The following is an 18,177-nucleotide window of genomic DNA, read 5'->3' on the forward strand; positions in this document are numbered from 1 at the left end:
CCCGTCTCGCTCCAAGGGCAGGCCACGTGACCGACTTCCTCACGGTGGGATCTCGCCGTTACCGCATCCACACCGTCGACGCACCCGCGCGCTTGCCGTACAGCCTGCGCATCATGCTGGAGAACCTGCTCCGGCACGCCGCGCCCGCCGAGCAGGTGCGGGCCCTGACCGGATGGCGGCCGCGGGCCGGCCGGACCGCCGCCGTGGACCTGCATCCCGCCCGGGTGTTCCTGCACGACACCAACGGCGTGCCCGTGCTGGCCGACCTGGCCTCCATGCGGGACGCCATGGCGGCGCTCGGGGGCGACCCCGGCTCGGTCAACCCGGCCATCCCCGCGGAGCTGGTCATCGACCACTCCATCATCGCCGACGTGTTCGGCAGCCGCGACGCCCTGGCTCGCAACGCCGACCGGGAGTACGAGCGCAACGCCGAACGCTACCGCTTCCTGCGCTGGGGCCAGGCGTCGCTGCGGGGCTTCACGGTGGTGCCGCCGGGCAAGGGCATCATGCACCAGATCAACGTGGAACACCTGGCCCGGGTGGTCATGACCCGCGGCGATGAGGCGTACCCGGACCTGTGCCTGGGCACCGACTCGCACACCACCATGGTCAACGGGCTCGGCACGCTCGGCTGGGGCATCGGCGGCATCGAGGCCGAGGCGGCCATGCTGGGCCAGTCGGTGTCCATCCTCGTGCCCGACGTGGTGGGCGTGCGCCTGCACGGCGAGCTGCCGGTCGCCGCCACCGCGACCGACCTGGTGCTGACCCTCACCGAGCGGCTGCGCGACCACGGGGTGGTCGGCAAGATCGTCGAGTTCCACGGGCCGGGGGTCACCGCACTGCCGGTGACCGACCGGGTGACGATCTCCAACATGAGCCCGGAGTTCGGCTCCACGGCCGCGCTGTTCCCCATCGACGCCGAGACGATCCGCTACCTGCGCTTCACCGGCCGCGACGGCGAGCACGCCGACCTGGTCGAGGCGTACGCCAGGGCGCAGGGGCTGTGGCACGAGCCGGACGCGCCGCCCGCGTACACCGCCGACCTGGACCTCGACCTGGCCACCGTCGTCCCGTCCGTCGCGGGCCCGCGACGCCCCCAGGACCGCATCCCCCTGGAGGGGGTGAAGGCCGCCTTCCGCGCGCAGGAGCGGCCCCCTGCCGAGGCCGGCCGGGAGATCACGCACGGGACCGTCGCCATCGCCGCCATCACCTCCTGCACCAACACCTCCAATCCGTCGGTCATGGTCGCCGCCGGGCTGCTCGCCAAGAAGGCCGCCGAGCGCGGGCTGAGCGCCAAACCATGGGTGAAGACCACCCTGTCGCCCGGCTCGCGCGTCGTCATGGACTACTACGGCGAAGCGGGCCTGACCCCCTACCTGGAGCGGCTCGGGTTCACGCTGGCCGGGTTCGGCTGCATGACGTGCATCGGCGCCTCCGGCCCGCTCGTCGAGGAGGTGTCGAAGGCCGTGGCCGAGCACGACCTCGACGTGGCGGCGGTCCTGTCCGGCAACCGCAACTTCGAGGGCCGCATCCAGCCCGAGGTGCGCTCCAACTACCTCGCCTCGCCGCCGCTCGTCGTCGCCTACGCCATCGCCGGCACCATGGACCTCGACCTCACCACCGAACCTCTCGGCACCGACCCCGGCGGCCGTCCCGTCTACCTGCGTGACCTGTGGCCCGCCCCGGAGGAGGTGCGCGCGGTCATCGAGCGGGTGATCAGGCCGGAGATGTTCGCCCGCGCCTACGCCGACGTCCTCGACGGCGACGAACGCTGGCAGCGCCTGGACGTCGCCAGCTCCGCCACCTACCCCTGGGACCCCGCCTCCACGTACGTGCGCCGCGCCCCCTACCTCGACGGCATGTCGCCCGAGCCGCCGCCCGTCGCCGACATCACCGGCGCCCGCGTCCTGGTCAAGCTGGGCGACTTCATCACGACCGACCACATCTCACCGGCCGGGGCCATCCTCCCGTCCAGCCCCGCCGGCCGCTATCTCGCCGGCCTCGGCGTGCCACGCCACCAGCTCAACACCTACGCCTCCCGCCGCGGCAACCACGAGGTCATGATGCGCGGCGCCTTCGCCAACGTGCGGCTGCGCAACCAGCTCGTCCCCGGCACCGAAGGCGGTCTCACCGCCGGCTTCCTGGACGGCGGCGCGATCACCACCGTGTACGAGGCCGCCCGCGCCTACCAGGAGGCCGCCGTGCCGGTCGTGGTGCTGGCCGGGGAGGGCTACGGCGCGGGCTCCTCCCGCGACTGGGCGGCCAAGGGCCCCGCGCTGCTCGGCGTGCGAGCCGTCATCGCCAAGTCGTTCGAACGCATCCACCGCTCCAACCTGGTCGGCATGGGCGTCCTGCCGCTGCAGTTCCCGCCCGGCGAGGGCCCGGACGAGCTCGGCCTCACCGGCCGGGAGGTCATCAGCGTCACCGGCCTGGCCGCGCTCGACGGACCGCGGCTCCCGCCCACCCTGACCGTCACCGCCGGCGACGTCACCTTCCAGGCCCGCCTCCGGCTCGACACGCCCCGCGAGGCCGACTACTACCGGCACGGCGGAATCATGCCCTATGTCCTGCGGGGCCTGCTGGCGTCTGCGCGCCGATCCCGTTGAGCACCCGATCCAGCCCGTGCTGGAAGCGCTCGGCGGGGGACAGGTGCGCGGTCCTGGATTCCTGTACGGATCGGCTGAACAGGGGATAGTCGCCCGACTCGACGATCCGCCGCACGTAGGGCCCGATGTAGTCGCGCTTCCAGCGCTCCGGGTCCAGGCCGGTACGGCGGGCCTCCTCCAGCCAGCCGATCTCGCGGCGGATCGCGCTGTGGACGTAGTCGTTCACCATGCCGACGAAGCCGGTCATCTCGTCGATGTCGAGGCCGAGCCCGTCGAGCGCGCCCAGGGCGAACTCGTGCACCCGCAGCAGCTGCGGACCCAGGGTGGGGCGGCCGCCGAGCAGCGGGGTCAGCCAGGGATGGCGCAGGCCGGCGGCCCGCGTCCCGTGGGCGACCAGGGACAGGTCGCGGCGCCAGTCGCCGGACGGCTCGGCGGGGAGGTCGAGCTCGCCCATCGCCAGGTCGATCATGAGGTCAAACAGATCATCCCGTTTCGGTACGTAGCGGTAGAGCGACATGGCGCCGGTGCCCAGCTCGGCCCCGATCCGGCGCATGGTCGCGGCCTCCACCCCCTCGGCGTCGGCGATCCGGACGGCCGCCCGGGTGATCTGCTCGCGGCTGTAGCCGGGCCGCCGCCCGGGTCCCGAACGCTCCAGGCGCTCGGGCCGCATCCAGATGCTGATCAGTTCCTCGTCGGACATGGCCTCTCCCTGACTTGCGTACACAGTACTCGAATAGCTAGGGTCCGATTTCGAGTACGAGGTACGCAAAATGAGGGGATCGGCAATGACCTTGACGGGTAAGACGGCGCTCGTAACCGGCGCCAGCAGGGGGATCGGCCGGGCCGTCGCCACCCGGCTCGCCCAGGAGGGCGCCCGCGTCGCCGTCCACTACGGCAGCAACGAGGCGGCCGCCAAGGAGACCGTCGCCGCCATCGAGGCGGCCGGAGGGCAGGCGTTCGCCGTACGCGCCGAGCTGGGCGTGCCGGGCGACGCCGAAGCGCTGTGGGCCGGCTTCGACGCCCACGCCGACGGCCTGGACATCCTGGTCAACAACGCGGGCATCCTCGGCGACCAGGCCGAGATCGACGGCGTGACCAGGGAGGGCTTCGAGCGGCTGTTCGCGGTCAACACGACCGCGCCGTTCTTCATCACCCAGCTCGCCCTGCCGCGGCTGCGGGACGGCGGCCGGATCATCACCATCGGCACGATGCTGACCCGGGGCGCGGCCATGCCGCGGGCGATCGGCTACGCCATGTCCAAGGCGGCGCTCGACGTGCTGACCACCGCGCTGGCCAAGCAGCTCGGGCCGCGCGGCATCACGGTCAACACCGTGGCACCGGGCGTCATCGACACCGACATGCACGAGGGCCGCCTGGTCGGCGAGGCCCTGGCCTGGCTGTCGTCGCAGTCGCCGCTGGGCCGGCTGGGCACGCCGCGGGACGTCGCCGGCACGGTGGCCTTCCTGGCCGGCGACGACAGCCGCTACATGACCGGCCACCGCCTGGACGTCTCGGGCGGGACGACCATGTGACCCGCGGCGATGAGTTTCGTGCCGGGGGCCGGTCTACCTGTACGACCGCGCCATACCGCTCACCGCTCGGAGGGGTTCCGATGACCGACCAGCTGCCCGTCGAGGTCACCAATCTCGACCGCTACGACCACGACGCGCTGCCGTGGGACCGCGCCCACGCCGTGCTCACCAGCTCGTCGGGGGCGGACATCACCTGGTTTCTCGGCACCGTACGGCCGGACGGCCGGCCGCACGCCGCGGGGGTCGGCGCCGTCTGGTACGACGGCGCCCTCCATTTCACCACCGGCCCGGGCGCCCGCAAGACCCGCAACCTGCAGGCCGATCCGAACTGCACGATCTCCGTCAGGCTCGACGGCATCGACCTGACCCTCGAGGGCACCGCGCACCGGGTCACCGACGCCGCCACGGTCGAGCGCGTGGCGGCCGTGTACGCCGAGCTCGGCTGGCCCGCGACCGCCGAGGGCGACGCGATCACCGCGCCGTACAGCGCGCCCAGCGCGGGCCCGGCGCCATGGCACCTCTACCGCTTCTCGATGAGCGTCGCGTTCGGCGTCGCCACCGCCGAACCGCACGGAGCCACCCGCTGGCGGTTCGCCTGAGCGCTTGCCGCCGGCAGGCGGCGCATGTTTGACTCGGCCGGGTGTCCGCCAGATCATCGGCTGCGCGGCTGCCTCATGAGCCCGGCGTCTACCGGTTCCGCGACCGGCGCGGCCAGATCCTCTATCTGGGGCGCGCCACCGACCTTCGCAGCCGGGTGCAGTCCTACTGGGGCGACCTGCGCGATCGCCGGCACCTGACGCGGATGGTCGCCCGGATCGCCCGGATCGAGGCGGTGGCGTGCGACTCGGTGCACGAGGCCGCATGGCTCGAACGCAACCTGCTGGAAGCCGGCCTGCCCCCCTGGAACCGCACGCACGGCGTGGAGACGTCGATCTACATCGTGGTCGACCCGCGTCCGCGCACCGCCGGGGTGCGGACGAGCCATGTCGCACGGTTCGACGGGGTCGTCGGCTTCGGCCCCTATCTCGGCGGGACGAGAGCACGGCAGGCGATCTCGGGGCTGCACCGGGCGTTCCCGCTGTCGTACACACGTGATCGGCTCACTGGGGCCGAGCGCGACATCGCGGCGAGTCGCGGCATCGGCCCGCGGTCCAGGGAACGGCTGGCGGCGGCCGTCATCGCCGCGCTCGACGGGACGGACGCCGGGGCCGTGCGCGAAGAGCTGACCGCGGCGCGCGATCGTGCGGCGGCGGCGCTCAACTTCGAACTGGCCGCTCGGATCCAGGAAGAGCTGGCCGCGTTCGCATGGGTGACGAGCGTGCAGCGCGTCACCGTCGAAGGCGGCGGCGACCAGGACGTATGCGGGTGGGCGGACGGTCTGGCCGTCACGTTCGCCATCCGGGGCGGGCGCCTGATCGGGTGGGAGCAGCGCGAATGCGGTCGCTCGGCCGTCGCCCGGGGGAGCGCCGGCACGCCGCCTGAATGGGCCGAGTTCGCCCGGCGCAACGCCGAGCTGGCGGCGGCGCTCATCCGCGGCTGAACGCGTCCGGATGGCCGCGTCGAACTCCTCCTGCTCGCGCAGCCGCGCCGGGGCCATCAGGTGCACGGCGCTCACGTTCTCGCCGATCACCTTGGCCAGCTCGCCGGTCCGGCGCCGGGAGAACCAGCCGATCGGCACCCGCCCCAGCCGCGCGGCCAGCCGGCGGCGGAACGACAGCTGCACCTGACTGTCGAGAACGTGCCCGATCCCGGACGAGGCGGCCGTGAACAGCACGCGTAATGACACCCGCCGGATCATGCGCCGGTTGCGGCTCTCATGACCGGAAATTCTCGTCCAGCCGCCGTTCGGGGCCGTCCCACAGGCGGAGTCATCTCAGACGGCAACCGGCGGGACGACCGATGAGGCCCGCCGGTTACAGGTCGGCGACGAAGTCCAGCGCGATGGCCCAGGCGCGCTCGGCGGCCTGGGCGTTGTAGTCGGGCAGGTCAGGGTCGGTGAACAGGTGGCCGACACCCGGATAGCGGAAGACCTCCACCTCGGCCCGCGCCCGGCGCATCCGGATGTACCAGGCGTTCAGCCAGTCGGCGGGCTCGTAGGTGTCCGGATCGGCCACGTGAAGCTGGACCGGCAGATCCTCGGCCGAGACATCATCGGCCATGTCGGAGGTGCCGTGCATCAGCAGCAGCCCTCGAGACCGCTCGTCGCCCACGGCGAGGTTCTGCGCGATCGCGGCGCCGAGCGAGAAGCCCGCGTACACCAGGCCGTCGGCGGACCACGGGGCGGCCGCGGTCACGGCCCGCTTCAGCAGCTCGTCGCGGCCGATCTCTTCCTTGATCGCGGTCCCCTCCTCGGGCGTGTCGACGACCCGGCCGTCGTACAGATCGGGGACGTGCACCTCGTGGCCGGCCGCCCGGAACCGGTCAGCGGCCTGGTGGACGGCGGGCCGCAGGCCGTACATCGAGTGCAAGAGGAGAACTCGCGCCATGCGAGGCAGCTTAGCCAGCGCCCGGGGTCGTGCCGACGCGGCGAGCGCGAAGCCGTACCACCTGGTCGTCGCCGCCGCTCATCGACCTCCCCCGGCACAGTCCATGTTCCCGGCGCTGCCGCAGCCACCGCCGCGCGCAGGCACTCCCGCCCCTTCGCGTCCCGGTTCGCCGAGCGGCCGCGGGAACGCTCGGCGTGCGCACCTGCGGGGTTGCCGAGGGCCGCGAGTGAGGAGACCATGGCCCGCATGCCGTGGGGAGGGGTCGTGGACGAGGCGATGCGGGCGGTGGCGCGGGCGTACGGGCTGGGGGAGCCGGTCGGGTCGGCCAGGTACGCGGCGCGCGGCGAGCTGGGCCGGATCTGGCGGCTGGACACCGCGCGCGGTTCGTGGGCCGTGAAGGAGTTGCTCGTGCCCGCCGAGGAGAGCGCCGCGCGGCAGGACGCCGCGTTCCAGCTGGCCGCCGGGAAGGCCGGGGTGCGCCTGCCGCGGCACGTCACGACGGTTGAGGGTGACGTGCTGTTCGACGGGAGGTGGCGGGTCTACGAATGGGTGGATCTGGTGCCGGGCGAGGTGGTCACGGCGGCCGAGCTCGGCGTGGTGACGGCCGGGCTGCATCAGGTGGGGCATCCGGCGTCGGGGCCGGTGGCGCCGTGGTTCTCCGAGCCGGTCGGCCGGGCCGCATGGGAGGAGCTGGTGGCGGCCGGGGGTGAGTGGGCGCCGGCGCTGGAGCGGGCGCTTGCCGATCTCGTCGCGCTGGACGCCCTGGTCGCTCCGCCCGGCGCCCACATCACCACCTGCCATCGCGACGTCAACGCGGAGAACGTGTGCCGGGCGGCCGACGGCGGCGTGATCGTGCTGGACTGGGAGAACTGCGGGCCGGCACGCCCGGCGTGGGAGCTGGCGGGAATCCTCGCCGATCTGCCCCTGGAGGACGCGGTCGCGGCCTACCGTGCCTATCGGGGCGCGGGTGGGCCCGCCGTGGTGGCAGAGCCGGCCGACTTCTCGATGGCGATCGTGGTGCAGGGGCATTTGCTGGAGTTCTACGCCAGGCGTGCCCTGTCCCCTGAGGAGTCCGAGGAGAATCGCGGCAGGGCCCGCGACCGGTTGCACGCGATGCTCGACCGGCCGCTGACGCCGTCGAGGATCGACCACATCCTGGCGGCGCTCTGAGCCTCTCCCTGCTCCGGCGGCTTCGCTTCATCTCATGCACCATGACGACCACGCGCCGGTGCGGGACGGCCTGGTTGAGGGTGCGGGCGTGCTCCATCGCCTGAGTGAACACCGGCCGCGTTGCCGGGGAGCATGCGCAGGATCAAGTCGACGGCGTCCTCCGAGTGGACTCCTGGAGTCAGGACTTCCTGTAAGAGCAGGCCGCGGATCGCGGCAACGGCGACGGTGGCCATGGTCAGCGCTTCCCCGGTGTCGTGCCCTTCGCGTTCCGCGAGTGAGGCCAGCATTTTGGTCAGGTCGTCGAGCGAGTCGATGAACTCGCGGAAGTCCTCCGGCCTGTACGCGGCCAGTCCTACGACGTGGAAGAAGCCGCGGACACGCGACAACTGCTCCGGGCGGGTGTAGGTCCGCCAGATCGCCACAACGAGGTCGGCGAAGGTGCCCTGCCGGGCGGCTGCGAAAAGGGCCTCGTTGTCACGAGATCGCTGTGCCTTGAGCATGGCCGCCAGGACGCCCGGGAGTGACCCGAAGTGGTATCGCAGGAGGGCGTGGCTGGTCTCGGTCCGGGCGGCGATCTCGCGGAGCGACATCTCCGGTGAGGGAAGGGCCTCGTCGAAGGTGTCGAGGAGCCGGGCCAGGAGGCGCTCGCGTGCGTCGCCTTTGCGTTCCGTGGTTGACAGGATCACACCTACAGTTTATCCATTGGAAAAGATTGCTGGCGCCGCCGTATTGCTTCGTACATGGTCGCAGTCAGCTCGCGGCGGCGGAGGGAACAACTCGTGGGACGTTTGCAGGTGGTCGGCGCGGTGGTCGCCGACGGGACGGGGCGCGACCCCATAGACGTCGACGTCACCGTCGAAGACGGGCGGATCATCCAGCTCGGGGCCTCCGACGACGAACCCGGCGAGCGGCTCGACGCCGGGGGACTGACGATGACGCCCGGCCTGATCGACGCGCACGTTCACCTGGGCCTGTCGAGCCCGATCCAGCCGCAGTTCTCGTTCCAGATCAGTGCCGCCGAGATCGCGGCGGACATCTTCGCCACGGCCGGCGCAGCGCTTGACGCCGGCTTCACGACCGTCCGGGACACCGGCGGGATCGACGGTGGCGTCGTCACCACGATCGCGAAGGGCAAGGTCAGGGGACCGCGCGTCCTGTCGTGCGGACCGGTGCAGTGCCAGATCGGTGGGCACGGCTACTACGGAGCCGACTGGGAACCCACCGAGCTGTGGAGCGGCCATCACCTTCCGGGTCTGTGTGCCCTGTCCATGATGTCGGGCAACGCGGACGAGCTGCGAGGCAACGTACGTGAGGCCTTCCGCCGCGGAGCCTCCTTCCTGAAGCTCTGTGTGACCGGGGGAGTGGTCAGCGCTCACGACCGGCTGACCGACACCCAGTTCACCGTGGAGGAGATCGCCGTCGCTGTGCAGGAAGCCGCGGCACGGGGCACTTACGTGACGGTTCACGCCCACAACAATGAGGGCATTCGGAACGCGGTCGAGGCCGGGGCGCGCTGTGTCGAGCACGGCACCGACCTCGATGAGCCCACGGCCACCTTGATGGCCATGCGCGGGGTCGCCCTTGTGCCCACGTTCGCCGTCGTCGAGCGACTGCTGCACGACTCCGCGGAAGCCGGCCTCGGCGAGTCGGTCCGCGATCGTGTGCTGGGTGTCCGTGAGCGGATGACCGAGGCGCTCGCTGCCGCCAAGGAGGCCGGAGTGCGGATCGGGCTGGGTTCCGATCTCATCGGTCCGGCTCAGGCCCGTCGCGGCAAAGAACTCAGCCTCCGCGCAGCCCTCGAGACGCCGATGGAAGCGCTCGTGGCGGCGACCCGGACCAACGCCGACATCCTCGGCCTGTCCGGCCAGGTGGGTGTCATCACTCCTGGCGCGCAGGCAGACCTCGTTCTTTGGAACGGCAACCCGCTCGAAGACCCAGAACTGTTCTCCGACCCCACCAACGCCGTCCTCGTAATCCAGGCTGGCCAAATCGTGAAGGACCTCAGATGAGCACCATGTGGCAGGGCTGCCTCGCCCACACCGACTACTTCGAGATGCGCTCCAGCGGTGGGCACGACTACGGCGTCTGGGTCACCACGCCACCGCGCTACGACCCTGCCACGGCGCAAGCGCCTGTCGTGTACGTGCTCGACGGCAATTGGGCCGTGGGCATGACCGCCCCACTCATCGTCACGCAACTGGACCCCATGCAGTCGATTCAGCCCTACGTCCAAGTCAGCGTGGGTTACGCAGGCGAGGAGGCAGAGCACTGGGAGCGGTTGCGCAACCGCGACCTCGTGCCCCCCGGCGAACCCATCGCGAAGGAGTACATCGATGCCGTGGAGATGGGGGTCGAAGCGGGCACGATGACTCGCGAGCAAGCCGACGCCTACCTCGCTGAATTGAGCGACAGCCGCGGGGATATGTTCCTGAACTTCCTTACCGACGACCTGCACCCGCGGATCGAACGCGACTACGGCACCGCCCCGAGCGGTCACGGCCTCTTCGGCTATTCCTACGGCGGACTCTTCAGTCTCTACGCCTGGCTCACCAACAGCACCTTCTTCGAGAGCATCGGCGCGGGCAGCCCCGGCATTGTCAATGCGGACAGTCAGGTCTTCGCTCGTCTTCAAGCAATGGGTGACACCCTGCCTGCTACCAAGCTTCACGTGACCTTCAACGACCGAGAGATCCTCGGAGACGTGGCGGTCTACCAGAATCTCGCGAAGAACGCGGCCACGTTCCTTCACCGCCTCACCTCACGCAGCGGATCCGTCACCAGCGCACTCATGCACGAAACGCACGTGACTGGGCTGCAGGCCTCGTTCCTCAGTTATCTCAGGACCTGCCGTGCCCGGTAAGCGCACGGACGTCGTGGTGATCGGGTCGGGGGTGATCGGCGCGTCGGTCGCCTTGGAACTCGCCCGCCGTGGCTGGCAGGTGACGGTGGTCGACAAGGCCGGGGGCGCCGGCCACGGCTCCACGAGTGCGTCCAGCGCGGTGGTGCGGTTCAACTTCTCCACCGCCGCGGGCGTCGCCACCGCCTGGGAGGCGCACTTTGGCTGGAGGTCGTGGGCGGAGCACCTTGGCCGCGACGTCGGGCCGTTGGCTCGGTACGTACGGTGCGGGATGGCGATGCTGGACGTGGACGTGGCTCCTCGGTCGGTGTACCTGCCGTTGTTCCAGAACGCGGGTATCCCGTTCGAGGAGTGGACGAGTGTGGACCTGTCGGAGCGGATCCCGGGTATCGACGTCGGCAGGTACTGGCCACCGAAACCTATCGACGACGACGGGTTCTGGGCCGAGACCGAAACCACGCTGGGTGCCGTGTACACACCTGATGCGGGGTTCGTGAACGATCCGCAACTGGCGGCGCAGAATCTGGCCGCCGCCGCGCGGGCACACGGTGCCGAGTTCCGGTTCCATACGTCGGTGCGCGGGATCGAGCGGGCTCATGGCCGGGTCGCCGCGGTGACACTCGCGGACGGGAGCAGGATCCCCTGCGGCGTGGTGGTCAACGCCGCAGGCCCATGGTCGACCCGCATCAACGAGCTGGCCTCGGTCGGATCCGATTTCACCGTGGGATGCCGGCCGTTACGGCAGGAGGTCGCGCACGTCACGGCCCCCGTGGGTTTCGGCGCCGACAACGGCGCCGACAACCGTGCCGGGATCTGCGTCGCGGACCTGGACCTGGGTATCTACCTGCGCGGTGAGGCCGGCGGGGGACTGCTGGTGGGTGGTACGGAACCGGAATGCGACCCGCTGCAGTGGGTGGACGACCCGGATACCGTCACCGCGCATCCGACGCCGGCGGTGTTCGAGGCCCAGGTGACGAGGGCTGCGCGACGGCTACCGGCGTTGGAGATACCGAATCGGGCTCGCGGGGTCGTGGGAGTCTACGACGTCACCGACGACTGGACACCGATTTACGACCGTACGGAGCTGGACGGGTTCTACGTCGCCATGGGGACGAGCGGCAACCAGTTCAAGAACGCGCCGGTCGTCGGCAAGTTCCTCGCCGCGATCATCGAACAGACCGAGAACGGCGTAGATCACGACGAACGGCCGGTACGATTCGTCGGCGAGCACACCGGCCTGGCCATAGACCTTTCGGCGTTCTCCCGCAAGCGTCCCCGCGGCACCGAGAACTCGGGCACAGTCCTGGGCTGATGCGCCTTCTTGGCATCTCGTCCACTGATGTCATCCGCCTGGGATTCGTCGGCTGAATCCGTACGGCTCCGCTGAGATCGTCCTTGCAGATCAGCCCTGCCACCCGGGTCTCCACGCCACGATCGACGGGTGATCGCAACCGCCGCAAGGCGCCCGGACCACTGCAAGCCGTGCTCAATCCCTGCGCAAGGCGCCACCCTTAGCGTCGCAGCGTGTTCAAACGACTGGTTCTCGGCGCCGCCCTCACTGCGGCTGCGACACTGACGCTCTCCTCCGTCGGCCCCGCCTTCGCCGCTCACGCTTCGGCGCGGACGCCCGCGCCCGGCACGGTGGCGAACAAGCTGTTCCGCGCCTGGCTGGCCGCCGACCGCGCGGCCGCGGCGAAGGCGGCCACCCCCGCCGCGGTCAAGACGATCTTCACTTATGTCTACCGCGCGCCCGATCGCTTCGACGGCTGCTCCAGCAACGTGTGCCGGTTCGTGCACACAAGCGTGCGCGTACCCGGCGGGCTTGACGGCATCGCGATGGTGATCACCGGCTCGAAGGTCAGCAAGGTCTACCTGTCGCGGCACATCACCGAGCCGCCCACCGTGGCCAAGCACCTCTTCGCCGCCTGGAAGCGCGGCGACGAGTACAGCGGCCTCGAGGTCGCCACTTCCGCCACGGTGCAGAAGCTGTTCAAGGTCACCTACGACCCGCGCGGCGCCACCCACTTCTTCCAGGGCTGCAGCAAGGAACCGCAGGGCTACTCGTGCGCCTACTCCTATGAGGGCGGCGCGATGCTGATGCACGTACGCGGCTCCAGGAACGCCGGCTACGAGGTTCGTTCGATCTCCTACCTGGCCGACTGAGGGGAGAGCAGTCAGGGACCTGCCAGGGCGACTTCAGGCGGCCACACGCGATCGAAGACCCGCCCGGACTGGTTTCGACGACAGGTCCTCCAGTGCCGCACCCGCACTACCAGATCCACCTCACCGACGCCGCAGGGACCGATTACAGGGTGGCGGTGAACGTGCAATCGCAGCAGGCCCCCTCCGAGCTGCTGTACCTGGCGGCCGAGGACTTCCGCCACCCCGTCGTCCAGCTGCTTCCGGCCGCCGGCAGCGGGTGGACGCCGCTGGCGTCCGCGCCCGGCGGGGCCGCCTTGGATTTCATCCGCGGCAACCTGTTCGACCCCGCCGCGATGCGGCCGCTGCCGCCCGAGCTGCGGGGCCGACAACGACCTGGCCGACCGGCTCGACCACTTCGTGCAGCGTGCGATCGGCGACCCTGACGCGCAGGTGTTCGTGTTGGGCGAGCGGTGGGGTCCCGAACCGCACCGGGCATGCCATCGAGACCGCGCCCGCCCGGCCCGCCGGTGGCGAAGAACCGGTGTGAATTTCGGCCGCGCTGGTCAACCCTGACGGACCGGTGCCCGAGCGCGAGACCGTCACACTGATCAACGCCTCGCCCGATCCGATCGACTTGCGGGGCTGGCACCTGGCGGATCGGGCCAAGCGCACGCTCGCGTTGCCGGCCGGGCCGCTCGCGGCCGAGCGAGCACCTCACGGGCCTCGCCGTTCGCACGTGGGACAGCTCATCGGGGCACTGCTCCGCGTCCACCTCAGACGATCGTTGACTGCGGCTTTTAAACAATCCGTTTAAAACGAAAAGTTGACATCAGTTCGAGTGCTGCGGCATTGTGAGCGCATGCCTACAGATGCCGATCACCACCTCGATCCCTTCACTCCTCCGCATCCGGAGCAGGCGCGGGCGCAGCGCGTGCACGCGTCCCTGTTCCGGATCGCCGAGCGGCACGCGGTCACCGATGAGCAGCGGGGACGGCAGGTGCATGCGTCGGCCATCGGCCCGCACGAGGCCGTCAGGCTCGTGGCGTTTCTGCTCAGCGGAGCCGCACGGCTCGATGATGGCGAGCCGGAGGTCGATCACGCCGACATCACCGCGGCGTTGAGCCTCCTCCCGTTGGTGCGCGGGGAACTGGACGCGCTGGAGGTGGGGCTGCTGGAGATGGCGCGGGGGCGCGGCATGACGTGGCAGGAGATCGCGTTCGGGCTCGGGCTCGGCACCGCGCAGGCCGCCAGGCAACGGCACGAACGCCTCGCGGATCGTGTCGAGGGACTGGAGTAGCACGGGTCTCTAACATCACCGTCCGTGCCTGCGAGGGTCGAGGCCAGCCCGCTCAGCCTCATCGTCCGTGCCCGCGAGGTGCACAGCACGGGACCACCACCGTCCGCAGGCGAGGACCTGAGCGGGGCGACGCCTGTTGACGGCAGTGTCGACGCGCGGGTCAAGCCGGGCCGGGGGTCGCGCTGTGCGACGCCGTATCGATCACTTCGTCCAGGACCTCGCGGGAACGAATCAGGTCCATGATCATGCGGTTGATGCGGTCGCGTTGTGTGGCGTTGGTGACCGGCGGCAGCCGTGGGATCGGCGCGGGATAGCGAAAGAGCTGGCTGACGCGGGGGCGGCGGTGGCGCTGACCTACGTTCAGGCAGCGGACCAGGCGTGCGAGGTCGCCAAGCGGATCGAGGCCGACGGTGGCAAAGGCCGCGGTCATCCAGGCAGACCTGGCCCATCCGGAGTCCGCGGCGGAGGCGGTGGAGCAGACGGTACGGGAGCTGGGTCGTATCGACATCCTGGTGAACAACGCGGGCTTCCTCACCTACGGCCCGCTGGCGGAGGTGTCCGCCGCGGAACTGGACCGGGTGCTCGCCGTGGATGTCCGGTCGGTCTTCCTGGCCGCCCAGGCCGCCGCCCGGCACATGGGCGACGGCGGGCGGATCATCAGCATCGGGTCGTGCTTCAACGGGCGCGTTCCCGGCTCGAACTTCGTGCTGCAGGCGATGGCCAAATCCGCGCTCATCGGGCTGACCAAGGGACTTGCCCGGGAGCTGGGGCCGTTCGGGATCACCGCCACCATCGTGGACCCGGGCCCGATCGACACCGGCATGAACCCGGCCGACGGCGAAACCGCCCTCGCCGTGGACGGCGGGTACACCATCTGAACAGCGGGCCGTCCCCGTCCACCTGCCGCCTGTCCGGCCGCGAGTGGACGGGGGCTCGATCGTGCTGGCAGCGCACGGCTGCGGGAGTCGCAGAGGAACCACCCCTGCTTTCGAGGAGGGGGTGGGGTGCCGGCGGCGAAGTTCGAGGCGGTCTGTCCGCGTCTGGATGAGCGGCAGCGGCGATCGCCGGCTGACGAAGGCGCCGGCCGCGCCGCCCCGAGCTCCGCGCGGCGGCTGGTGCTGGATCGGCCGCAGCCGGATGAACGCGCCCCGGCTTGACCTTGTCACCGGCGTCAGCGTTTACCTTCGCGACATGAGCGCTTCGGATCGGGTCACCCTCCTCAAGTACGACCAGAGCTTCTTCGACGCCCTGGTGGCCGGCGATCCCGCCGCTCTGGAGGAGCTGCTGGCGGACGACTTCATCCTGGTCGGGGTCGAGGACGGGGCCGTCGCCGACAGGAGGGTCCTGCTCGACCTGGTGGCCTCCGGCTCCCTGCGGTTCCCGCGGATCCACTCGTTCCCGGACGAGGCGATCGTCCGGGTCATCGGCACAGTGGGCATCGTCGTCGGGCGTACCGGCATGAACTTCACCAACCCCGACGGCACCACGTTCAGCGCCGGAAGCCGCTACACCCACGTCTACGCCGCCGACGCCCCCGGCGGCTGGCGCCTCGTCTCCGCCCAGGGCACCGCGATCAAGGCTTGATCCGCGGCCCGAGCGCGGACGCCTGCGAGGTGGGTTTGGGTGGGTTGCCGCCTCTAGCCGGGGGCGCCGCGTCGAGCCGGGCCGCCGTGTCTCGCAGGCGTCGTGCGTGGAGTGCCGCCTGACCTGGGCAGATGGCTCCGAGGTGGCCGGGCAAGGGTGGGAGCGCAGGGGCGGGCCGTCGTGTGGGCGGGGCGGCACGCGTCGCGGTCATCGAAGGGGTCATCGCCCCAGCGAGTGCGAGCGTCCTGAATGGCACCTCATACGGTCAGATCGGACCGGCGGGCGACGTACAGGATCCGGTCGTGCTCGTCCTCGTCGGCCGGGTCCCGCGCCGAGGTCCCCACCAGCCCGTGGGCGGCCACGACGCGCAGTCCCGACCGCTCGGCCACCTCGCGCACCGTCCGCTCGGAGTGGTGCCGTTGCACGTGGCGCATCGACAGCCGCTCCCAGCCCGCGCCGTTCCGTTCGAACAGGTCGAACTGCGTGATCACGACCGCGTCCGCCTCGATCCGCGGCGACTCCGCGAACCAGGCCACGTACCGGTCGCCCCGGTCGGCGATCGTGGGGACGCCGAACATGCGGCGGTAGTAGCCGATGGTGTTCAGGTCGAAGAGCAGCACCCCGTCCTCGGTGAGCTGGTCGCGCGCGGCCGTCAGCGCCTGTCGCAGCTGGTCCGTATCGGTCAGGTACGTCATCGGCACGTCCACACAGGCGACCACGTCGAAGCCGGTCAGCCCGGGCGGGGGCTCCTGCAGCCGTCCCACCAGGAACCGGATCTCCTCGGCCCCGGGCCGGCGGCGGGCCGCCGCCACCATCGCGGGGGACAGGTCGTAGCCGGTCACCTCGAACCCGTGCTTGCGGAAGGCCACGCTGCTGCGGCCGGTTCCGCACCCGGCGTCCAGGAGCCGCCGTCCGCCCGATCCGTACCGATCGGCCGCCTCCACGAAGCGGGCCACCAGGCTGGAGGTGTCCATCCGCGCGTTCAGCTCGTCGTAGCGGGCCGCGATGCCTTCGTAGGCGGCCAGCGTCTCGTCCACGTGCGCCATGCGTGCCTCCTGTGTGCGGGGTCCCGCCGCGTCGCGAGCCGTGCCGGGCCGTCGGGCCCGGCACGGCCGACGGAGATGGACTACCAGATGAACCATGCCTGCCGGTTGATCCGGCGGCCGGTGACGCGGCGCAGCAACTTCCTCATGGTGCTCACCTCCTCTCCTGACGACCGGGGGCGGTCAGGTCTGGCGCGGGGTCCGGCGCAGCTGGAACGTGGGAGGGGTGATGATGCCCGCGACGTGGGGCTGTCCGCGACCGCCGCGTACCTCCAGACGGGCGCCGTCGGTCACGGCGGCGAGCAGGTCGGAGGCCAGGTTGCGGGCGACGACGGCGCCGGCGCAGGTGAACGGGCCGCCGCCGAAGGGCAGCCAGGGCCCGCGGGGACCGGGGCCGTCCCACCTGCCGGGCCGGAAGCGGGTGGCCTGCGGCCAGTGCCGTTCGTCGCGGTGCAGCAGGTAGGCGCAGACTGACACGCTTTCTCCCGGTTCCAGCCGTACGCCGCCGACCTGGTGGGCACGGAGTACGGGGCGGCCCATCAGCCAGGCCACCGGCCACAGCCGCAGCGACTCCCGTACGGCCGACTCCGCCGGCACGGTCGCCAGGTCGACGCCGTCGGTCGCCGCCGCCAGCAGCGCCCAGGCGACCACGTGGCCCACGGGCGCCACCGAGGTTCGGAACAGCAGCAGGTACACCTGCGCGAGCTGGGCGGCGGGCGTGTCGGGCGGGGCGGCCTCGAGTATGGCGTCCAGCAGGTCGCCCGGCGGGCCGGGGCGCGGACCGGCCCGCCGGGCGAGCACCTCGCCGGCGAGCGCCCGCACCACGCGCGCCCACAGCGCCCGCCGCATCAGGCCCGCCAGCCGGCCGCCGGGGCGGATGAGGACGTCGTTCCGCACCACCTGCGCCATCAGCTCCCGCAAGGGCGGCGGGCTGTCCGGCCGCAGCAGCGCCTCGGCCAGGAACCGGTACGTGGCGGCGCGCCCGGCCGAGGGCCACTCGCTGACCTCGCCGAGCTCCGCCACCACGGCGGGCAGCCGCTCGCGGCGCGCGGCCAGGTGGGCGCGTAACGTCGCGCGGGCCGCCCGCCCGATCGCGACCTGCGTCTCCCGAGGCTCCAGCCGGCCGCCGCGGACGTGGAAGAAGTCGGACACGTCGTCGTAGTGGCCCTCCTCGTCGTGCAGCACCCGCAGGGCCTCCGCCGGATCGGCCACGCACAGCGACCCGTCGTCCGGCAGCCGGAACACCGGGCCCCGCTCGCGGGCCGCGTGCTCGACGAACCCCAGCGGGTCCCGCCGGTACCACCGCGCCGCCCCGCCCGGCCACGGCCGCGTCCCGCCGGCAGCGGCCCGATCCGGTTCTCCGACCGTCGTCATTCCCGCCTGCCCCATGCATCCGTGATCTCGCCGCCTGCCGGTACGCCGTGACGGTGGCCGGGACGACACCAAATCAGGAATAGTGC

The 18,177-nt window shown here is 71.2% G+C and carries 18 protein-coding genes and 1 pseudogene; 13 read left to right on the plus strand and 6 right to left on the minus strand.

Annotated features, from left to right (window positions below; translation table 11 throughout):
- Window positions 1–26 precede the first annotated feature (26 nt).
- A complete protein-coding gene (gene acnA / locus HD596_RS39810) occupies window positions 27–2,606 on the plus strand; it encodes an aconitate hydratase AcnA (RefSeq protein ID WP_376775976.1) in 2,580 nt (859 codons plus the stop codon).
- On the opposite strand, the gene HD596_RS39815 is transcribed toward acnA, so the two are convergent.
- On the minus strand, window positions 2,554–3,306 hold the full coding sequence (locus HD596_RS39815; RefSeq protein ID WP_185074617.1) for a TetR/AcrR family transcriptional regulator: 753 nt from the start codon (window positions 3,304–3,306) through the stop codon (window positions 2,554–2,556). The two genes, acnA and HD596_RS39815, sit on opposite strands and share 53 nt — an antisense overlap.
- An 85-nt stretch (window positions 3,307–3,391) precedes the next feature.
- Here HD596_RS39815 and HD596_RS39820 point away from each other — a divergent pair, with 85 nt between their 5' ends.
- From HD596_RS39820 to HD596_RS39830, 3 genes are all read left to right on the plus strand, one after another.
- Entirely contained in the window at window positions 3,392–4,138 is a 747-nt protein-coding gene (locus HD596_RS39820) for an SDR family oxidoreductase (RefSeq protein ID WP_246555173.1), read from the plus strand.
- A gap of 80 nt (window positions 4,139–4,218) precedes the next feature.
- On the plus strand, window positions 4,219–4,737 hold the full coding sequence (locus tag HD596_RS39825) for a pyridoxamine 5'-phosphate oxidase family protein (protein WP_185074619.1): 519 nt from the start codon (window positions 4,219–4,221) through the stop codon (window positions 4,735–4,737).
- 41 nt (window positions 4,738–4,778) lie between these two features.
- Window positions 4,779–5,678 carry a GIY-YIG nuclease family protein gene (locus HD596_RS39830; RefSeq protein WP_185074620.1) on the plus strand — a complete coding sequence of 300 codons (900 nt, stop codon included), beginning with the start codon at window positions 4,779–4,781 and terminating at the stop codon, window positions 5,676–5,678.
- Window positions 5,679–6,051: 373 nt separating this feature from the next.
- Here HD596_RS39830 and HD596_RS39835 read toward each other — a convergent pair whose 3' ends face one another.
- Entirely contained in the window at window positions 6,052–6,624 is a 573-nt protein-coding gene (locus tag HD596_RS39835; protein ID WP_185074621.1) for a dienelactone hydrolase family protein, read from the minus strand.
- Window positions 6,625–6,870: 246 nt separating this feature from the next.
- Here HD596_RS39835 and HD596_RS39840 point away from each other — a divergent pair, with 246 nt between their 5' ends.
- On the plus strand, window positions 6,871–7,794 hold the full coding sequence (locus HD596_RS39840) for a phosphotransferase enzyme family protein (protein ID WP_185074622.1): 924 nt from the start codon (window positions 6,871–6,873) through the stop codon (window positions 7,792–7,794).
- A gap of 32 nt (window positions 7,795–7,826) precedes the next feature.
- Here HD596_RS39840 and HD596_RS39845 read toward each other — a convergent pair whose 3' ends face one another.
- Window positions 7,827–8,480 (minus strand): TetR/AcrR family transcriptional regulator, encoded by a 654-nt coding sequence (locus tag HD596_RS39845; RefSeq protein WP_221519725.1) that lies wholly within the window; start codon window positions 8,478–8,480, stop codon window positions 7,827–7,829.
- A gap of 93 nt (window positions 8,481–8,573) precedes the next feature.
- On the opposite strand from HD596_RS39845, the gene HD596_RS39850 reads away from it, so the two are divergent.
- The 6 genes and pseudogenes from HD596_RS39850 to HD596_RS39875 all read left to right on the plus strand — a co-directional run bounded on the left by HD596_RS39850 (window position 8,574) and on the right by HD596_RS39875 (window position 14,090).
- Complete coding sequence (locus tag HD596_RS39850; RefSeq protein ID WP_185074623.1) at window positions 8,574–9,803, plus strand: metal-dependent hydrolase family protein; 1,230 nt, start codon at window positions 8,574–8,576, stop codon at window positions 9,801–9,803.
- Window positions 9,800–10,654: an alpha/beta hydrolase gene (locus tag HD596_RS39855; RefSeq protein ID WP_185074624.1), complete on the plus strand. Its 855-nt coding sequence runs from the start codon at window positions 9,800–9,802 to the stop codon at window positions 10,652–10,654. Before HD596_RS39850 ends, HD596_RS39855 begins: the two co-directional genes overlap by 4 nt.
- Before the next feature lie 13 nt (window positions 10,655–10,667).
- Entirely contained in the window at window positions 10,668–11,963 is a 1,296-nt protein-coding gene (locus tag HD596_RS39860; protein ID WP_221519726.1) for an NAD(P)/FAD-dependent oxidoreductase, read from the plus strand.
- 212 nt (window positions 11,964–12,175) lie between these two features.
- The gene (locus HD596_RS39865) at window positions 12,176–12,814 is read left to right on the plus strand and encodes a hypothetical protein (protein WP_185074626.1); all 639 of its coding nucleotides are present in this window, start codon (window positions 12,176–12,178) and stop codon (window positions 12,812–12,814) included.
- A 155-nt stretch (window positions 12,815–12,969) separates the two neighbouring features.
- A pseudogene (locus HD596_RS60660) lies at window positions 12,970–13,366 on the plus strand (DUF2278 family protein).
- A 286-nt stretch (window positions 13,367–13,652) separates the two neighbouring features.
- A complete protein-coding gene (locus HD596_RS39875; RefSeq protein ID WP_185074627.1) occupies window positions 13,653–14,090 on the plus strand; it encodes a DNA-binding protein in 438 nt (145 codons plus the stop codon).
- Between the two features lie 160 nt (window positions 14,091–14,250).
- On the opposite strand, the gene HD596_RS62525 is transcribed toward HD596_RS39875, so the two are convergent.
- A complete protein-coding gene (locus HD596_RS62525; RefSeq protein WP_246555174.1) occupies window positions 14,251–14,520 on the minus strand; it encodes a hypothetical protein in 270 nt (89 codons plus the stop codon).
- Here HD596_RS62525 and HD596_RS39885 point away from each other — a divergent pair.
- Both HD596_RS39885 and HD596_RS39890 read left to right on the plus strand, forming a co-directional pair.
- Entirely contained in the window at window positions 14,501–14,968 is a 468-nt protein-coding gene (locus HD596_RS39885) for an SDR family NAD(P)-dependent oxidoreductase (RefSeq protein ID WP_313046205.1), read from the plus strand. The genes HD596_RS62525 and HD596_RS39885 overlap by 20 nt on opposite strands.
- Before the next feature lie 313 nt (window positions 14,969–15,281).
- Complete coding sequence (locus tag HD596_RS39890; protein WP_185074628.1) at window positions 15,282–15,674, plus strand: nuclear transport factor 2 family protein; 393 nt, start codon at window positions 15,282–15,284, stop codon at window positions 15,672–15,674.
- 257 nt (window positions 15,675–15,931) lie between these two features.
- Here the strand turns inward: HD596_RS39890 and HD596_RS39895 are convergent, their stop codons facing one another.
- Both HD596_RS39895 and HD596_RS39900 read right to left on the minus strand, forming a co-directional pair.
- Window positions 15,932–16,720, minus strand: a complete 789-nt coding sequence (locus HD596_RS39895; protein ID WP_185074629.1) for a class I SAM-dependent DNA methyltransferase — start codon at window positions 16,718–16,720, stop codon at window positions 15,932–15,934.
- A gap of 180 nt (window positions 16,721–16,900) precedes the next feature.
- Entirely contained in the window at window positions 16,901–18,091 is a 1,191-nt protein-coding gene (locus HD596_RS39900) for a cytochrome P450 (protein ID WP_185074630.1), read from the minus strand.
- Between the last annotated feature and the right edge of the window lie 86 nt (window positions 18,092–18,177).

The organism is Nonomuraea jabiensis (assembly GCF_014204795.1).
Lineage (GTDB): Bacteria > Actinomycetota > Actinomycetes > Streptosporangiales > Streptosporangiaceae > Nonomuraea > Nonomuraea jabiensis.